At 42.0% G+C, this 16,170-nt stretch carries 21 protein-coding genes and 1 pseudogene; 3 read left to right on the top strand and 19 right to left on the bottom strand.

The features are described from left to right. Nucleotides 1–43 precede the first annotated feature (43 nt). The 14 genes from MK409_RS08275 to MK409_RS08210 form a co-directional block, all read right to left on the bottom strand. Nucleotides 44–235: a hypothetical protein gene (locus MK409_RS08275; RefSeq protein WP_000177340.1), complete on the bottom strand. Its 192-nt coding sequence runs from the start codon at nt 233–235 to the stop codon at nt 44–46. Continuing rightward, entirely contained in the window at nt 236–523 is a 288-nt protein-coding gene (locus tag MK409_RS08270) for a hypothetical protein (RefSeq protein ID WP_000542381.1), read from the bottom strand. 113 nt (nt 524–636) lie between these two features. Then, entirely contained in the window at nt 637–864 is a 228-nt protein-coding gene (locus tag MK409_RS08265; RefSeq protein ID WP_009013763.1) for a hypothetical protein, read from the bottom strand. A 72-nt stretch (nt 865–936) separates the two neighbouring features. Beyond that, the gene (locus MK409_RS08260) at nt 937–1,152 is read right to left on the bottom strand and encodes a hypothetical protein (RefSeq protein ID WP_000043341.1); all 216 of its coding nucleotides are present in this window, start codon (nt 1,150–1,152) and stop codon (nt 937–939) included. 75 nt (nt 1,153–1,227) lie between these two features. Then, a complete protein-coding gene (locus MK409_RS08255) occupies nt 1,228–1,410 on the bottom strand; it encodes a hypothetical protein (RefSeq protein ID WP_000780387.1) in 183 nt (60 codons plus the stop codon). Between the two features lie 617 nt (nt 1,411–2,027). After that, entirely contained in the window at nt 2,028–2,639 is a 612-nt protein-coding gene (gene rpsD, locus MK409_RS08250) for a 30S ribosomal protein S4 (protein ID WP_000092756.1), read from the bottom strand. A gap of 201 nt (nt 2,640–2,840) precedes the next feature. After that, nucleotides 2,841–3,875: a sensor histidine kinase gene (locus MK409_RS08245; protein WP_268705969.1), complete on the bottom strand. Its 1,035-nt coding sequence runs from the start codon at nt 3,873–3,875 to the stop codon at nt 2,841–2,843. Then, nucleotides 3,872–4,570 (bottom strand): response regulator transcription factor, encoded by a 699-nt coding sequence (locus tag MK409_RS08240; RefSeq protein WP_254726277.1) that lies wholly within the window; start codon nt 4,568–4,570, stop codon nt 3,872–3,874. The genes MK409_RS08245 and MK409_RS08240 overlap by 4 nt, the downstream gene beginning before the upstream one ends. 80 nt (nt 4,571–4,650) lie before the next feature. Beyond that, nucleotides 4,651–6,738 carry an SSURE domain-containing protein gene (locus tag MK409_RS08235; protein ID WP_268705968.1) on the bottom strand — a complete coding sequence of 696 codons (2,088 nt, stop codon included), beginning with the start codon at nt 6,736–6,738 and terminating at the stop codon, nt 4,651–4,653. Between the two features lie 156 nt (nt 6,739–6,894). Then, nucleotides 6,895–7,560 carry a potassium channel family protein gene (locus MK409_RS08230; RefSeq protein ID WP_049538265.1) on the bottom strand — a complete coding sequence of 222 codons (666 nt, stop codon included), beginning with the start codon at nt 7,558–7,560 and terminating at the stop codon, nt 6,895–6,897. Nucleotides 7,561–7,573: 13 nt separating this feature from the next. Further along, entirely contained in the window at nt 7,574–8,953 is a 1,380-nt protein-coding gene (locus tag MK409_RS08225; RefSeq protein WP_268705967.1) for a TrkH family potassium uptake protein, read from the bottom strand. 33 nt (nt 8,954–8,986) lie between these two features. Continuing rightward, a complete protein-coding gene (locus MK409_RS08220) occupies nt 8,987–9,751 on the bottom strand; it encodes a nucleoside phosphorylase (protein ID WP_268705966.1) in 765 nt (254 codons plus the stop codon). Nucleotides 9,752–9,876: 125 nt separating this feature from the next. Further along, a complete protein-coding gene (locus MK409_RS08215; RefSeq protein ID WP_268705965.1) occupies nt 9,877–11,112 on the bottom strand; it encodes a carbohydrate-binding domain-containing protein in 1,236 nt (411 codons plus the stop codon). A gap of 277 nt (nt 11,113–11,389) precedes the next feature. Further along, a complete protein-coding gene (locus tag MK409_RS08210; protein ID WP_268705964.1) occupies nt 11,390–11,953 on the bottom strand; it encodes a sugar O-acetyltransferase in 564 nt (187 codons plus the stop codon). A 187-nt stretch (nt 11,954–12,140) separates the two neighbouring features. On the opposite strand from MK409_RS08210, the gene MK409_RS08205 reads away from it, so the two are divergent. The 3 genes and pseudogenes from MK409_RS08205 to MK409_RS08195 all read left to right on the top strand — a co-directional run bounded on the left by MK409_RS08205 (nt 12,141) and on the right by MK409_RS08195 (nt 13,095). Then, complete coding sequence (locus MK409_RS08205) at nt 12,141–12,449, top strand: rhodanese-like domain-containing protein (protein ID WP_000468875.1); 309 nt, start codon at nt 12,141–12,143, stop codon at nt 12,447–12,449. A gap of 9 nt (nt 12,450–12,458) precedes the next feature. Then, nucleotides 12,459–12,824 (top strand): annotated as a pseudogene (locus MK409_RS08200) (rhodanese-like domain-containing protein); the annotation flags it as partial. Next, nucleotides 12,799–13,095 carry a rhodanese-like domain-containing protein gene (locus tag MK409_RS08195; protein WP_084859296.1) on the top strand — a complete coding sequence of 99 codons (297 nt, stop codon included), beginning with the start codon at nt 12,799–12,801 and terminating at the stop codon, nt 13,093–13,095. The pseudogene MK409_RS08200 and the gene MK409_RS08195, both read left to right, overlap by 26 nt. A 221-nt stretch (nt 13,096–13,316) precedes the next feature. Here MK409_RS08195 and MK409_RS08190 read toward each other — a convergent pair whose 3' ends face one another. The 5 genes from MK409_RS08190 to MK409_RS08170 all read right to left on the bottom strand — a co-directional run bounded on the left by MK409_RS08190 (nt 13,317) and on the right by MK409_RS08170 (nt 16,156). Beyond that, complete coding sequence (locus MK409_RS08190) at nt 13,317–13,574, bottom strand: metal-sensitive transcriptional regulator (protein WP_000185160.1); 258 nt, start codon at nt 13,572–13,574, stop codon at nt 13,317–13,319. A 199-nt stretch (nt 13,575–13,773) separates the two neighbouring features. Continuing rightward, complete coding sequence (locus MK409_RS08185; RefSeq protein ID WP_001031653.1) at nt 13,774–14,331, bottom strand: DUF3592 domain-containing protein; 558 nt, start codon at nt 14,329–14,331, stop codon at nt 13,774–13,776. A 76-nt stretch (nt 14,332–14,407) separates the two neighbouring features. Then, nucleotides 14,408–15,064 carry a hypothetical protein gene (locus tag MK409_RS08180; RefSeq protein ID WP_268705963.1) on the bottom strand — a complete coding sequence of 219 codons (657 nt, stop codon included), beginning with the start codon at nt 15,062–15,064 and terminating at the stop codon, nt 14,408–14,410. Between the two features lie 13 nt (nt 15,065–15,077). Next, a complete protein-coding gene (locus MK409_RS08175; RefSeq protein ID WP_268705962.1) occupies nt 15,078–15,620 on the bottom strand; it encodes a DUF3592 domain-containing protein in 543 nt (180 codons plus the stop codon). 14 nt (nt 15,621–15,634) lie between these two features. Continuing rightward, nucleotides 15,635–16,156: a hypothetical protein gene (locus MK409_RS08170; protein ID WP_268705961.1), complete on the bottom strand. Its 522-nt coding sequence runs from the start codon at nt 16,154–16,156 to the stop codon at nt 15,635–15,637. Nucleotides 16,157–16,170: the final 14 nt, after the last annotated feature.

Here is a 16,170-nt window from a genome sequence, read left to right as displayed (position 1 = left end):
ATCTCAACAAACAAGATTTTTTCCTTAGATTCTATTCCCACTACTAGCTTTCTATGATGCTGACGATTTCATCTTCAAAATATTCATAAAGAGTTCCATCAACATCTACCAGCAAGGAGTCAATCTCCTCGTCATTGTCAGAGGCGTCACAATAGTCTTCTACAAATCCTCTAACTACCGCGCCATTTTTTAACGTGATAATTACATCTGTACGGTTAAATTTCCAGAGTGTCATTTAAATATTCCTTTCAATATTGGCTAATTGCTTTGCTTTTTCGTAGTAAGGTGTTAAGAAATCGATAAAACCTTGTTTGTCGCTTGGATCATGTTCCTCTAAAAATATCATCAACTCAAAGTCATTGAGAGCGTCAAACATTTCAGAGTTTTCATTATCCCAAGCCTCGGAAAATTCCGCATCTTCTCCAAAAAGAGCGTTAAACGTAAAGGAAAAATCCCAAAAATTATCAATCTGACCACTGACTGTTTGCTGGAGCATGTCTAATACTTGTTGACTATAACCCATTACCCTTCCCCTCCTAATAAGAACGTTGTAGCATATTGAGCTACGTTCCAAAAATTTAACAGACAAAATCTAATTTTTGGGGTGCAGTTCATTCATCAAAGATGATTTTTATTTTAATAATACTGCACTTCAATTCCATCCATAATTTCTACTAAAGTGTTATCGTCAATTTTTAGAGAAATCAGATCAATGAATGATGATACCTGGTATTCCTTATCTCCAATCACCACTACAATATCATGAACAGAATTAGGAAAAATCCCACATACTTGACCATTATAATCAAAAGAGGCATCCCAACCATTGTCATATAACTCTTGTAAATCATCTAATATTGCCATATAAACTAAATCCTTTTCCATAGTGTTTTCTTTCAAATAAGGCAGGTAAAAGCACCTAGATTGTTCTAAGTCCTATGAGATTGTTTTAATCGAGACAATCTCACTCTCAAAGAGAGAAATTTCAGTAGCTTCATCTGGACTAGGATTAGCAATGAGAATAGTGATTTCATCTTGCTCATCATTGTCCATTTCGTCAACAAAGTCTATGACACGTCCCTTGATTATCTTATCGCAATTAGTGACTATCTGAACCCTTGATCGAAGATACTTCCAAAGCTGTTTACTCATTTATTTTCCTCTCTGCTATTTTTTCGATAGTTCTTATACTTTTTATAGTTAGTCGATAAAATCGCCTAGGTTGAACTAAGCACTAATAATTTTGATTTTCTTGATAATATCTTCAGGATATGAGCGATCACCTATAACTATTTCGTCAGGACCATCTAAATCATAACCGTCAAACCAATCAACCACCCTACCCTTGATGGAGGTCCCATCTTCTAAAATAAGGCGAACATTTTTATCAACATATTCCCATAATTTCATTAAGTTCCTTCTCTCTAACATCGGAACAATATGACCCAATATTAGTTATTTACTAATGGCTTTTAGTTCCTGTTAAAAGCATTATAGCACACCTTACTTGCTAAAGTACAACAAGCACCCCATTAGACTAACCTGCTACTTTGCTTTCTTGTAAAAATGTTGTATACTTAAGTAAATAAAGGAAGTAATCTTGTTCCCCCCTGTCTACTATGTGGTCGGAATGATGGTTACTTCTTTTTTCCCCCTTACTATCTCAATAGCCTTGTATTTAAAAGTTTTTTAGGCTATAATTAAATTAACGAATAGAGGTTTTCCATCTCCCCTTGAAACAGATCTTTCTGCGGTAGGAGGTGGGACGCCTCTATTTGTTTTTTAAGTCAAAATGATGTAAAATTAATTCAAGAAAGAAGTGTGGTTTTCCCGCCTAAAAGCTCTATAGCTGTGGGAGGGTCACGCTTCTTTTTACCTCTCAAAAGAGAACGCAAAAAAAGCCGTCTCATTCTTTGAAGCAGCAATGAAATCAATCTAGCAAATATCTAAGCAAACCCAGAAATCAACCTTTTAAGACAAAGCAAAAAGCCCACTGTTGTAGGCTTTCTGTAAGATATTTCTTAAAATTAAAGCATCTTGTTGTAGAATTCAACGACAAGCGCTTCGTTGATTTCTGGGTTGATTTCGTCGCGTTCTGGCAAGCGAGTCAATGAACCTTCCAACTTTTCAGCGTCGAATGATACGAATGCTGGACGTCCAAGAGTAGCTTCTACTGCTTCAAGGATTGCTGGAACTTTCAATGATTTTTCACGAACTGAGATCACTTGACCTGGAGTTACACGGTATGATGGGATATCAACGCGTTTTCCGTCCACAAGGATGTGACCGTGGTTTACGAATTGACGAGCTTGACGACGAGTAGTCGCAAGGCCAAGACGGTAAACAACGTTATCCAAACGACGTTCCAAAAGAAGCATGAAGTTGAAACCTAGGATTCCGCCTTTGATCTTAGTAGCTTGTACGAACAAGTTACGGAATTGTTTTTCACCTACACCGTAAGTGAAACGAAGTTTTTGTTTTTCAGCCAATTGCAAACCGTATTCTGACAATTTAGAACGGTTGTTTGGTCCGTGTTGTCCTGGTACGTAGTTACGACGTGCCAATTCTTTACCTGTACCTGTAAGTGAAAGGCCAAGGCGACGAGCTTGTTTCCAAGATGGTCCTGTATAACGTGACATATGTATGTCCTCCTGATATAAATAATATTTGGCGGAAATAGTCACTTAGAAAGCCCTGATTCGTGCAGATGCCCTTCGCCTAAACAGCCAAGGTTACTTGTCATAAGACACCTGTTGACGAGCTTCATGCTTTCCTGCTGCTATTTCACACAAAGGCTATTGTACCATGAAAAGCTAGATTTGTAAAGGGATTTTACGGCTTTATTTCAAATTGAGGCTGAATGTAAACTTGCTTCCTAAGCCATATTGACTTTCTGCTGTGATTTCGCCACCAAGCTGATGGGCTAGTTCGCGTGCAATCGCAAGTCCTAATCCATGTCCACCCGTCTTCATATTGCGCGAAGTTTCTACACGATAAAGTCGTTTAAAGATCTTTTCCAAATCTTCAGGAAGGATCCCCTGACCCTCGTCTTTCACACTGATTGTCAGCTCTTGTTCTGTTAATTGGGCAAGAACCTCGATTCTGGTTCCTGGTTCTGAATATTTAAAGGCATTGTTTAACAAATTGACCAGAATACGAGAAAGTTTGTCAGAATGGCTCTTGATTTTCGCCGACTCAGGTGACACTTGAATGTAAACATCTCGCTCCTCTTGTTCAATCTGGAGTTGAAATTCACTCATTGACTCAATCAGCAACTGATCTAAAAAGACCTCTTCGACTTCCTCATCAGCAGTTTCTTGAGGTTGTGTGTTAAGAGTCAAAACATCCAATTCCTCCACTAGCTTGTTTAGACGCTCGGTTTGCCGACCAATCGTGGTTAAGTAGTGGAGCCGCTCCTCTTCCTTGATCACTCCATCTAGAATTCCCTCCACAGTAACCTGAATGGAGGTAATGGGAGTTTTAATATCGTGAGAGAGCTGCGCAATCATCATTCTCTTTTCTTGCTCGCTCTCATCAAGTGATTGAAAGGTAGCTTGCAAATTGTGAGACATGTCATTAAAAGCCTGGCCCAGCTCTTGAAATTCTAATGGTCCTTTGGTTTCGATTTCTGTGCTGAAATCCTTGCTTGCTATATCCTGAGCTTGTTTTTTCAAATGTTTCAGAGAAGAGAACACAGGCGACAAAAGAAAGATGCTCACTGCAGCTCCAATGAAACTAGCAATCAAGGTCATTCCAACTAGAAAGTAAACTTCACTTTTCTCGATCAACATTCGTTGGACTGCCCAGAAAACGATCAAAATCGTTAGTAGAGTCGACACTAGATACCCCACTAAAATATAGTTTTTTAATTTCATTTTCTACCTCTTGGTTTTTCCATCTTATAGCCCAAACCCCAGACAGTTTTGATAGCAGGAGCATTTGAATTTGTATACTTGGTCAACTCTTGCCTCAAAGCATGGATATGAACATTGAGTGTATTGGTATCATCCACATAGTCCTCTTGCCATACCTTCTCGTAAAGTTCCGTCTTTGAAAAGACTCTCTCAGGATTGCTGGCTAATACCCATAGAAGTTCAAAGGATTTTACTGTCAATTCCAAAGGTTGCTCCCCAATGCGAACCTCATGAGTCACATGGTTGATTACCAAGTCGCCAAACTCAATCTGTTCTGTCTCTCCTCCACGGCTAAGGCGACGCAAGATATTATTCACTCTTAAAACCAATTCGCGTGGGCTAAAGGGTTTGACTATAAAATCATCTGCCCCCAAACTTAATCCATAAATCTTATCCTGCTCGCTTGTCTTAGCAGTTGTAAAGAGGAAGGGTTGATCCGGAGCGATATACTGAACTTCGCTGATAAAATCATAGCCATCCATATTGGGCATCATGATATCTGTGATGATGAGGTCGATAGATTTTTTTCTGAAAAGTTCTAATCCCTCCTTGCCATCATGGGCTACTAAAACATCGTATCCTGCCTGTAAAAGATAGCGGTTTTGAATATCTAGAATATCTATCTCATCATCAACCAGCAAAATTGTCTTTTTCATCTGACACTCCTTTGATAAAAACAGTGTTATACTTGCTTTAGTATAACACTATTTTCTCTAATATTTAAATGATTTGAATCTTAATCTTCTCGTTTGGTTGTCAAACCCAAAAGTCCAACAAGACCTGCCAAGTCTAGACCAAAGATACCAAGGCCAGCTGTAGCCGTTTTAGCTTCCCCAGTATTTGGTAGCATCGCTTTATCATCTTTTTTCATCATATTAGCCATTGGGCTAGAAGCTGGTTGATCGACCTTCATATCTGACATATGGTGATTTGTACCCATCATACCCTCAGTCGTACCTGTAGAGCCTGTTTCAGAAGGCTTCGTATTCATCTGACCTTGTTGAGATGGTGTTGACGCCATTTCTTTTCCACGAAGCTGAATCGTTACTTGACGAGTAGCAATCAGATTGGTCAAATCAGGTTTGCCGTCTTTTGCACCGTACACCTTGACAGTAGCTTGGTAAGTGTGAGTGCCATTGGCACGAAGTTGGTCTAGAAGGGCTTGTCCTTCTTTGCCTGTCGTGTTGCCATTCAAATCCACTTCGTAGAAATATTGGCCTTTAGCCAAGCCTTCAAGTGGCAATAGAGCAGGATTTTTAGCTGTTCCATTGTCTGACCATGGGGCTTTGTCTGAGGCTTTTAACAAGAGGCGAGTCAACATGCCATCTCCACCAAAAGCTTCGTATGGAATAACTTGGTTGACACCGGCCAAGAATGGACCTGGAACATTTGCTTTTTCAAGATAGCTAGCTGGGACATCAATCATGTCTTTGACATTGTTAACAACAGACTCTTTAACCTGATTTGGTGTGGTTGAAGCGTTCAAATTAACAGTCAAATCTTTAGTCGCTACCAGATTAGTTAAGTCAGGTTTGCCATCTTTTGCACCGTACACTTTGATGGTTGCCTTATAACTTTGCGTACCATTTTGTTTCAAGAGGTCAAGCAAGTCTTTGTCAGATTTGCCTTGGGTGCCTGCTAAATCCACTTCATAGAAGTAAAGACCTTTACCCAATTTTTCTACTGGTGGGAGAGCGGGATTTTTAGCTGAACCATTGTCTGACCATGGAGCCTTGTCTGAGGCTTTCAAGATAAGACGAGTCAACATGCCATCTCCAGCGAAGAATTCGTATGGAATGACTTGATTGACACCAGCTGTAAATGATCCTGGGAAGTTGGCCTTGTCCAAGTAAGTGGCTGGGACATCTACTGTGTCTTTGGTATTGTCAGCCACACCTTTTTGCACTTCAGCTGGTGTGGTTAAACCATTCAAGTTGACATCCAAATTTTTAGTCGCTACCAGATTAGTTAAGTCAGGTTTGCCGTCTTTTGCGCCATACACCTTGATAGTAGCTTTATAGCTTTGCGTGCCGTTTTGTTTTAAAAGATCAAGCAACTCTTTGTCAGATTTGCCTTGGGTACCTGCTAAATCCACTTCACAGAAGTAAAGACCTTTGCCCAATTTCTCTACTGGTGGGAGGGCGGGATTTTTAGCTGAGCCGTTGTCTGACCACGGAGCCTTATCAGATGCTTTCAAGATAAGGCGAGTCAACATACCATCTCCACCAAAAGCTTCATATGGAATAACTTGGTTGACACCGGCTGTAAATGGACCTGGGAAATTAGCTCTATCCAAGTAAGAAGCTGGGACATCTACTGTATCTTTGGTGTTGTCGGCCACTCCTTTTTGGACTTCAGCTGGAGTGGTCGCTGGTTGCGCTTCACTGGCTTCACGGTCTTGTCCAGAAACTGTAGACTCAGGACTTTCCACAGGTTTAACTGCATCTTCTGTTTGTTTCTTAGAGTCAGATTGTGCTTGCACTTCTTCTTTTGGTGCTGCTACTGGCTCTTTAGCAGTTTCGTCCGCTTTTTCTGAAGAGCTTGTCGTATCCACACTTGCTTTAGGTGTTGGAATAGACTGTTCTGAAGGAAGAGCTACATCGACTGCTTTTTTGAGAACCTCTGCTGGTAAGTCGCTCTTTTCACTCACCGAAGAAGCGCTTGGCACGACTTGGGCAGGAGTCGGATTGACGACATCAGCACGCGCAGAACTTGGTTGACCAACTAGGACAAAGAAGCCACTGGCCACAACAACTGAAGCAACACCGACACTGAGACGGCGAATAGACCAACGAGTATATCTCTGATTTGGATTGAATTTCATAGGATTCTCCTTAGAGCTTTCTTTTTTTGATGACTCTAGTATAATCTCCTAAAATTAAAAAGGATTAAGAAAAAGTTAAAATTTTTCTTAAATCCCTCTTATAAAATACTTATATTGACTCGTTAATTATTTGGGAAAGAGAGTACCCTTCCTCTCCTACTCACTCAGTTCAGCTAGGGTATCCAAATGTTGGTTATTAATGACTGCCATGATGTAGGCATCTGCCTGCAAGAGGTCATTAGGTCCGAATTGGACATCCAGAGGAGCATTTTCGTAGGCACGAAAACCAAGTACGTTGAGGTTGTATCGCCCACGTAAATCCAACTGACTGAGACTTTTACCTAACCATGATTGGGGGATTTTCATCTCGACAATCGATACATTCTTGTCCAGCTGAAAGACGTCTACGCTGTTATGAAAGAGGATGGTCTGTGCCAATGAGCGCCCCATTTCAAACTCTGGTGAAATGACTGCGTCTGCACCAATTTTTTCCAACACCTTTTTAGCTGTATGGCTTTTGACCTTGGCAATGACGGTCGGCACTCCTAGACTCTTACAGTGCATAACCGCGAGAACACTGGACTCCAGATTTTCACCCGTTGCGACGACTACGGTATCACAGGTGTCAATCCCCGCTGATAGAAGGAGTTCTTCATCCGTAATATCGCCCACTACCCCACGAGTTAGCACAGGTTCTAATTGATTGATACGTTCCTCGTGGTCATCAATAGCAATGATATTCATGTCATGCTTGGCTAGGGCAGCCAAAACACTGCTCCCAAAAATTCCCAAGCCTAAAATTCCAATTGTCCGATCTGACATCGTTCTTCCTTTCTTATCCGATAGTGATATCTGCTTTCATATAGTGAATCGTGTCTTTCTTGTCTGGCTGGTATTCCGCTACACTGACCAGTAGTGTCAAGGGACCAATACGGCCGATAAACATCAACAACATAACGATGCTGAGGGCTAACTTACCTAACTCCGGCGTTAAATTTGCCGTCACTCCAACTGTCGCAAGGGCTGAAATGGTCTCAAACATGAGGTAGATAAAACGCGGATTTCCCTCTGCTGTTATTCCTAGCAGGATCAAGCCCAGCAAGAAGGTCAGCAAGAAGATAATAAAGACACTGAAAGATTTTTGCACGGTTCGGGGTTCAATGGTCCTCCGAGCTACATTGGCATGAGGCAAGCCCAATAGTTCGCTACGAGCAAAGACCAACAAGACAAAGAAGGTCGTAATCTTGAGCCCCCCTGCTGTCCCTCCAGGTGCCCCTCCCAGAAACATCTGCAAGATGTAGATCAGTAAGGTAACTGGTCGAGTCTGGGTGTAGTCAATGGAAGCAAAGCCTGCCGTTCTCATGCTGACGGTCTGGAAAAAGCTAACCAGCAGTTTCTCTGGAGCGCTGAGATTTCCAATCGTCCCAGGATTATTCCACTCGATTAACAAAGTCGATACGGTTCCAAAGAGTAAAATTCCCACCGTTAAAAAGAGAACTAACTTGGTATGGAAACGCAGGCGGCGTTTTTTCTTTTTCCCAAACTGGGTCGCTAGGTCAAACCAGACCATAAATCCTAGACCACCCGTGATAATCAATCCTGCAATCACTAGATTGATCAAGGGATCCGTTTGAAAGGCTACCAAACTCGTACTTCCAAAATTATCAAATCCAGCATTACAGAAAGCGGAAACAGCCAAAAAGATAGAGGTTAAAATTCCTCGCCCCCAGCCAAATTCAGGAATAAAGCGGAAACTCAAGAGAAAGGCACCGAGCCCTTCCACTAGAAAAGTCGTCAGAAAGATTGAGCGGATGAAGTCCTTTAGAGACTGGGTTTCTCCATAAGCAAAACTTTCTTGAATAGTCTCACGACCACGAAGACTGAGCTTTTGCTTGCCTTGGATATAAAAGATTCCGATAAAGGTCATGAGCCCCAAACCACCAATCTGGATCAAAATCATACAAATCAACTGGCCCCAGATATTGTAAGTAGAGGCTACCGGCTGGGTAAAGAGCCCTGTCACACAGACCATGGACACGGTCGTAAAGAGATGGTCAAAGTAGGTCGCTTGTGACGTAGCTGCCTGCACAAAGGGGAGATTTAAAAGAAGCGAACCTAAGAAGATCACTAGGGCAAAACTTAAAAAGATGCGACGGGCTGGCGACAAGCGTCCCAGTATCGTCTTGATTTTTTCCAAAAAAGATTTGAATAACATAGCTACATTCTACCATAAAAATAGTCAAAACACTCACATGTGGTGCACAATAATCAGACAGAGTTCGAGTGCCTTATCAAAAGCTTCTGAGCCCCAGTCACGACTGTCGTAGTTGTCCAGATCCGCCAAGGAATCTGCGGTAAAGAGCAATTCCCCCCAAACAACTCCACGTAGCTGGGCAACTGCCGCAAGAGCAGAGCACTCCATCTCCACAACAGCACAGCCTTCTTCCTTGCGATAGGCAACCTTTTCAGCTGTCTCTCGATAAAAACCATCTGTCGTCCAGGTCATGACCTCCTCGTAAGGAATGCCTCTTTGTTCCAAGACTTGCTCAATGGCAGAGATAGCCTCAATCTGCATCTCCATATAACGAGAAGGCGCCGCATAGTGGTAGCTGGTCCCCTCATCTCGCAGAGCGCGAACAGGGACGAGAAAGGCATTTTCCTCTATATCAGCTAGGACTCCACAAGTACCAGTGGAAATGATTTGCTCCACACCATAGCCAATCAACCAATCCATAAACTGGGCCGCTGGGGCAGAACCAACGGGCGCTTGGGCCAGACAAATCTCCTCGTCCTTGTAGTTGATGACATATACTGGATAGGTTTTGGTGGCAGAAACGAACTCACCAACACAGTCCGCCCCTACTTCCTGAGCATAGTGGTCAATCTCCTCCTCCAAAAATGCATAGATACACTTCTTTGGCAACTTCAAGTCTAACCCCTCATGTGTTGGCATAAGGACCGCTTGGGGGTTATCATCAAACTCTAAAATAGGAATCGCATGCTTCTGAATCATCGCCCACCTCCTCTAATTTTGTACTATTGTATCAAAAACTGACGGAGTGTCAAGGAGTTGTCTTTACATTTCCTCTAGTAAGAACACAAAACTCTCCCTTCTCTTTCGAGAAAGGAGAATTTTACTTATCCTTGTCCGCTAGGGGCTGAACCTGTGCCTTGAGGAGCTCCATTCGGCCCACCGCCTCCAGGCATAGAATTGACGATTTCCGTTTGTTTTTCACCATTGAGATAGATGTCACCACCTGTGTAGGTCGCAGTTCCATCAAAGTCAAAACCTGATTGACCAATCATTTTAATGGTTCCTCCAGCAACTGTCACGTTCCCGTTTGAGTCGATTGGGTCTGTATCTCCTTGACCAACTTCTACAGTCAGGTTCCCACCGTTCATGATGAAGAAGATTTCACTCTGTTGGGCGTTTTTATTAGCTGCGTTGACTCCATCATCTGTCGAATAGATGCTAATGTCCCCACCGTTGATAGTGATTGACTTACTTTCAAGTCCTTCTGTCGAATTCTTGACGGTGTAGGTACCACTATCGATAACCAAATCACCTGATGCGTGGATGCCATCATCTCCTGCTGTAACGGTGATGTTGTTGTTGGATAGGTACATGGTTCCGACTGAAGTATCCTCGTCATTGTCCACCTTTACGCCATCTTCTTTGGCATCGATAGTCATGGTCGTACCAGTGATGTTGAGTTCATCATTGACATTAAAGGCATCGCCAACTGCTGTGATGTTATAGGTTCCGCCCGTGATGTGGAGGGTGTCGTTGACCTTGATACCATTGTTTTTCTTGCCATCTACATTGAGAGTTCCTTTCCCGTTGATGGTCAAATCAACCTTAGAAAAGAGAGCTGCGTCTGCTTTTTCGTCGCTGTTAGAGCTTGAGTCAGAGAGACTGTTGGTGGTTCCCTCTGCTAAAGTCAAGTAGACATGGCCGGCTGATGTCGCAGAAATTGCTGCATTGGTGTTGGTCATGGTGACACCTTTTAAGACTAGGTGAACTTCTGCCGACTCATCTGCCTCGACCTTGATCTGCACTCCTTCAGACTGACCTGAAATCACATAGGGTCCAGATTTTGTGATAGTCACTGTTGAGCCAGAGACTGTCACCCCATCTCCAGAGACGTTTGCTGATGAGCCAGATAGCTCAATCTTAGAAGCTGTGCTTTCATCATAAGAAGTATCATTGTCCTTCTCAGTAAAATAAGAAGTTTGATTTGTTTTTGTTGCAGTAGTTGTTGCATTATTTGTAGTTGCCTTGGTATTAGATGTAGTTGTTGACTGGGCACATGCTGCCATCAGCACCATTGCCGTTAAACTCGTTGCGAGTAGGGTCCATTTTTTTGATTTCATACCTTTTTCCTCTCCTTCGTATGATATAGCTAGACAGTCTACAGAAGATTCCTGAAACAAAACTAAAACTTTTCTGAAAGTTTCCTTAAATCTAGTTTCACTCAGTATTCTTTTGAAAGGGCTACTAGAAACAATTTGAGAGTACTAAAATGCATTTAATAGTTTTTAAAAGCAACATCCCCAAGTGCGATGTCACTCTATTCAAAAAAGCAAAAAAGAAGAAAAATCTATAAGACCAAGATAAAGATTACAAAAAGAACAGCCCCAGCTGTTCTTTTTAGTTTTCTTTTACTGGGATTTCCTTGATAACACGCGCAGGATTGCCAGCTAGGACGACATTGTCTCCAAAGGACTTGGTGATCACGGCCCCTGCTCCTGCAACGACATTATTTCCCAGTGTCACTCCAGGAAGGACAATGACGCCACCTCCAGCCCAGAAATTATCTCCAATGGTGATGGGCTTGCCATATTCGACCCCTGAATTGCGTTCATCCGGATCCAGTGGATGGAGTGGGGTTAAAAACTGACAGTTGGGGCCAAGCATGGCATTGTTACCGATGCGAATCGGACAAACATCCAGCATGGTCAAATTCCAATTAGAATAAAAATTTTCCCCTAGATGAATATTGACTCCATAATCGACCACCAGACGTGGATTGACATAGAGATTTTGTCCGGTTGAGCCAAACCAAGTCTTGATAATCTCCGCTCCCTTCAAGGGATCTTCTTCCTTGTTAAAGGCAGCCTGTTTTTGGCGAGAAGCTTGTGCCAAGGCCCGCAACTCGGGGTCAAAGGGATGATAGGGTTCTCCTGCTATCATTTTCTGGTATTCACTGGTCATCTTAATACCTCACACTTAGTTTGAGGCCATCATATCAAAAAGACTTTGAAAGTTCAAGAATAAGCCGGTCTAGGACTTCTTTCTAGACTCTCGAAACCATTCCCCATCCCAACTCAAAACAACTTGCTTGACAAAAGCTTAACTTCATGGTTTAATATACCCCATAAGGGTATATTTGGAGGTGCCTATGTTTCACTTATTATTTACAAAAATTGACAGTATTTCTACCAGCGAGTTAGAAGCTAAACTCAGAGAACCGATTCAGCTACTGGATGTTCGGACGCCTACGGAATTCCATAGAGGTCATATCAAAAATGCCAAGAATGTCCCTCTATCCGAAATCGGATCTTACACACCAGCGACAAAAGAAACGCTTTATGTCATTTGTCATTCTGGTGTGCGAAGCAAACTAGCTGCAAAGAAGCTAAAGAAAAAAGGCTACGATGTCATCAACGTCCGAGGCGGTATGAGCGCTTGGACAGGCAAGGTCATCTAGAAGCATAAAATAATTGGCTACACAGCCTTGAACCTTATCGAAGGTCTGAGCGACAATATCCAAGGTGTCCGCTCGAAGACGATCTGACTAAGGGCAAATAATCCCTAGATGTGCGGACAAGTGGCGAATTTCAGGGGAGCTACCCAAGGTCGATACCATCCATAACCCCTAAATGAACTAAGGGAGATCTTGGGTGAACCAGACAAGAACCAAGCCTACATCCTTAGCTGCCACAGCGTTTTGCGCAACTATATCACAGAGCGTATCCTCCAGCAGGCAGGATTTGCCGTCCAAAACCTTGATGGCGCTTATTCACTATATAAAATGGCTAATCCAGAAGGAGTCGAATATGGAAACGAGTATCAGCATGGCTGACTTTTATGAAAAATACCTAAATGAAAATCTAAACCTTATCGATGTACGTGAAGTGCACGAATTCCAAGCAGGACATGCACCAGGTGCCAAAAATCTTCCGTTAAGTACCTTGGAGCAAGGTTACAAAGAACTCAAAGCTGACCAGGAATACCATGTCATCTGTCAAGGCGGAGTACGCTCCGCATCTGCTTGTGAATTTCTAAGCGCTCAAGGCCTTACCGTTATCAATGTAGAAGGTGGTATGAATGCTTGGCCCGGTCAAGTAGAATAATGAAAAAACCGATTAAGAAACTTAATCGGTTTTTTCATTTCTGCACCCCAATGATATAGAGCTCGTAACCCGTCGCTTCTATAAAACGAAGCACATTGACGGTATCTAAAAAGAGGTTGCTCATTGGTATTGGGGGAACTCATCCGTTTGTCTGACATGATTTCTTTATCGAAATAGACTTAAATACCTTTGTCTGCATTGTTTATCAATAGCAAATTAGTTTATTTCCGCTTAATCAGGTATCGGATGGCCTTTTCTAGGCGTTCCTTTTGAGCCTCAGGGTCGTCTAGTGGTTGGTTGATACAGCCTGTGAGATTTTCAGTAATGATCATCTCAATCACGCGCTCAACGCTAGATTTCACTGCTGTCAACTGCGTAACAATATCTGCGCAGTCACGATCTTCTTCAATCATCTTTTGAATCCCACGCAACTGGCCCTCTGAACGTTTCAGACGTGTGATGTACTTTGAGTTTGTCATTAATTTATCCTTGGTCACTTTTTCTTCATTATATCTCGAATAAGGGTCTTTGTCAAAATTCACTTCCTGTCTGTATTTGTAGGAGGCAACCTCTCCTCTGTATCAGATAGAAAAGATTGATAAGCATGGAAATGGAAAAGAAACTCTGTCCTTCTTAAAGCTCGATGGGAAGTCACGTTTCCTTTCAACCAACTGACCTTTATGCGTATATCTTGGACAAATTGGACAAAAAGGCTAGGATCACTATCCCATAGACCAGAACTAGAGCCAGCCCAAATCCGATACCAAACCACTTGTAAAACTTGTCCATTCCGCTGTAACGTTCGACATAGGCCCTGGTCGGCTTGTCTGGATCATACCAGACCGTCAGTTCCGAATGAAGGGGGAAATGGGTCTGCATCAAGCGTTTGAAGGAAACAAAGGAGTTGCTGTAGCGAGTGATCGAAGGCGCTAGCATATCTTCTCTTGTATAGTCCTTTAAAAATTTAGTAGTCCCCCACGGAATTGTGACCGTTTTAAACATAAAATACTGCAAGGTTTTCTTATAAGCAATCCCATCCACCGTGTATTCGACGATAGGTGGATACCCCTCACGAAAACGGCTATAGCCGATAACCGTTCCCTGTACGGATGACTTGGCAAGACGGACCAACTTCTGATCTCGAAGATAGAGATAGAGAAAGGTCCCACACACAAATACAAAAGATAGGAAGATGACGATTGTCCCAACTATCAAACCAATTACTTCTTTATTCATATGAACTCCTCCTGTTATTTTATACAGTAAAATCTTAAAACTAACTCATCCAGAAAGGACATCGATGCCCTCGAGTCTACTCTTCGGATTTTTCTTTTGACTGTTTTTCTCTCAAATCTTTCACCGATTTTGATATGATATCTCTCACCTGTTCGTCAGTAAGTCCTGGAATCTGGTAATAAGGATTATTGGATTCGCTTTTTGACGGCTTTGTTCCTGAACTTTCGGTTTTAGAACTTTGTTCAGTCGAAGACGAGGATTTCGACTCTGAGGAACTGGATTCTTTGGTCTTAGAGGAACTGGACGACTCAGAAGACTTGGACGTTCCAGGCGTGTTAAAATCAAGCTTAGGTGGCTTGTTTACTTGGTCGTTCGGCTGTTTCACAGGTTTATAGAATAGCCCAAAAGACAACAGCAAGGCCATCAAGATCCCAATGCCAGCAAAAGTTCTTTTATTAGCTTCAGCCGAGGGAACCTTTACTCCCTTTGTACTGAGTATTTTCCATTCTGGATGCTCTTTTTCTATGGCTTTTTTCTGTCTCCTAAGAGGACCAAGTAGATAATGATTAAAAGGCACAATCGTTACCATAGCCACCGTTACAAGCGGGACATAATTGGAATGACTTGATACCAGTAGAACATCGAGGATAGCGAGAAGAATGAAGAGGGAACGCCCCACAAACTTACGAACTTGATGCTCTTTTTTGATCTGCAAATATCTCTCTTGTGACATTATGTGGATTACCTCACCTCTTTAACAAATAAGCAAGCACTACAACGGCGTAGACCATGATTAACAATATAGCACTACCGACGCCTAACAATTTATAAAGTTTGTTGATTCCACAGTATCGTTCCACATAAGCCCTTTTTGGTTTTTCAGGATCATACCATACCGTCATCTTCGAATAGACTGGGAAATGCGTTCGCATTAAGTTATTAAACGATATAAAAGAATTACGATAAAAGGTTAGTGAATTTGCCAACATGTCCTCTCTTGTAAAGTTATCAGATGTACTTATAGGCCCCCATGGAAGCGAAACCGTTCTGATTATAAAATACCGTAATGGTTTGCTATAAGTAGTTCCGTTAACCGTATATTCAACAATCGGAGGATTCCCAGTCTGAAAATTACTATAGCCCACAACCGTTCCCTTAACAGACGATTTGGCAAGACGTACCATCTTTTTATCCCGAAAAGAAAGGTAGAGATATGTACCAGATAAAAAGATCAAGGATAAAAGAATAACGATGGTAGCAACTAAAAATAAAATGGTTTCTGTTGTCATATTCAACTCCTATCTTATTCTACGCTCTTCACATCGGACATTGAAAGTCTCATCTTAGATGGATCTGACATCGAGTCAACAAGCTCCAATTGTTCTGAATTAAGTGGTAACAAAATTAATGTAGTTGTGTAAGAAGGTAACTCACCACTATCCTTGATAGTATAGCTGATCTTTTGATTATCAAAAATGGCCTTGCCATCATAGGACCAGCTCAGTGAAAACTCCAAATCTTTTTTGATATCTACGTCAGTTTTATTGACGAGCATTAGTGCTGCTCTACCATCTGAGACGGCTCCTGTAAAGTAGATAGCCATACTTCCCTTACTTCCAATTTCTGGATGTTCTTTGGTCAATTTTTTACCAAGTTCAATTAAATCTGACGTTTGGCCTTCATATTGTGGTGCTACTACAAATTTCAATTCTTTCTCTTTACTTACAACTGTCTCACGTGTACTTTTCTCTGTTCCCCCTGCTTCCTTTCCATTAGAGCAAGCTCCAAGAAGCAATAACAGGATGACGACAACTAACTTCTTCATTTTTTCCTCCCTAT

It is taken from the genome of Streptococcus oralis (assembly GCF_026782375.1).
Taxonomy (GTDB): domain Bacteria; phylum Bacillota; class Bacilli; order Lactobacillales; family Streptococcaceae; genus Streptococcus; species Streptococcus oralis_CL.
The sequence above is the reverse complement of the archived record's forward strand: the minus strand, read 5'-3'. Positions and strand labels throughout refer to the sequence as shown.

Bases quoted from the DNA above. Each gene is read 5' to 3' on its own strand.
- MK409_RS08215 (WP_268705965.1), bottom strand. From the start codon at position 11,112: ATGAAATCAAAAAAATGGACCCTACTCGCAACGAGTTTAACGGCAATG.
- MK409_RS08175 (WP_268705962.1), bottom strand. From the start codon at position 15,620: ATGACAACAGAAACCATTTTATTTTTAGTTGCTACCATCGTTATTCTT.
- MK409_RS08265 (WP_009013763.1), bottom strand. From the start codon at position 864: ATGGCAATATTAGATGATTTACAAGAGTTATATGACAATGGTTGGGAT.
- MK409_RS08190 (WP_000185160.1), bottom strand. From the start codon at position 13,574: ATGACAAACTCAAAGTACATCACACGTCTGAAACGTTCAGAGGGCCAG.
- MK409_RS08225 (WP_268705967.1), bottom strand. From the start codon at position 8,953: ATGTTATTCAAATCTTTTTTGGAAAAAATCAAGACGATACTGGGACGC.
- MK409_RS08260 (WP_000043341.1), bottom strand. From the start codon at position 1,152: ATGAGTAAACAGCTTTGGAAGTATCTTCGATCAAGGGTTCAGATAGTC.
- MK409_RS08230 (WP_049538265.1), bottom strand. From the start codon at position 7,560: ATGTCAGATCGGACAATTGGAATTTTAGGCTTGGGAATTTTTGGGAGC.
- MK409_RS08270 (WP_000542381.1), bottom strand. From the start codon at position 523: ATGGGTTATAGTCAACAAGTATTAGACATGCTCCAGCAAACAGTCAGT.
- MK409_RS08210 (WP_268705964.1), bottom strand. From the start codon at position 11,953: ATGACCAGTGAATACCAGAAAATGATAGCAGGAGAACCCTATCATCCC.
- MK409_RS08205 (WP_000468875.1), top strand. From the start codon at position 12,141: ATGTTTCACTTATTATTTACAAAAATTGACAGTATTTCTACCAGCGAG.
- MK409_RS08245 (WP_268705969.1), bottom strand. From the start codon at position 3,875: ATGAAATTAAAAAACTATATTTTAGTGGGGTATCTAGTGTCGACTCTA.
- MK409_RS08235 (WP_268705968.1), bottom strand. From the start codon at position 6,738: ATGAAATTCAATCCAAATCAGAGATATACTCGTTGGTCTATTCGCCGT.
- MK409_RS08220 (WP_268705966.1), bottom strand. From the start codon at position 9,751: ATGATTCAGAAGCATGCGATTCCTATTTTAGAGTTTGATGATAACCCC.
- MK409_RS08170 (WP_268705961.1), bottom strand. From the start codon at position 16,156: ATGAAGAAGTTAGTTGTCGTCATCCTGTTATTGCTTCTTGGAGCTTGC.
- rpsD (WP_000092756.1), bottom strand. From the start codon at position 2,639: ATGTCACGTTATACAGGACCATCTTGGAAACAAGCTCGTCGCCTTGGC.
- MK409_RS08275 (WP_000177340.1), bottom strand. From the start codon at position 235: ATGACACTCTGGAAATTTAACCGTACAGATGTAATTATCACGTTAAAA.
- MK409_RS08195 (WP_084859296.1), top strand. From the start codon at position 12,799: ATGGAAACGAGTATCAGCATGGCTGACTTTTATGAAAAATACCTAAAT.
- MK409_RS08180 (WP_268705963.1), bottom strand. From the start codon at position 15,064: ATGTCACAAGAGAGATATTTGCAGATCAAAAAAGAGCATCAAGTTCGT.
- MK409_RS08255 (WP_000780387.1), bottom strand. From the start codon at position 1,410: ATGAAATTATGGGAATATGTTGATAAAAATGTTCGCCTTATTTTAGAA.
- MK409_RS08240 (WP_254726277.1), bottom strand. From the start codon at position 4,570: ATGAAAAAGACAATTTTGCTGGTTGATGATGAGATAGATATTCTAGAT.
- MK409_RS08185 (WP_001031653.1), bottom strand. From the start codon at position 14,331: ATGAATAAAGAAGTAATTGGTTTGATAGTTGGGACAATCGTCATCTTC.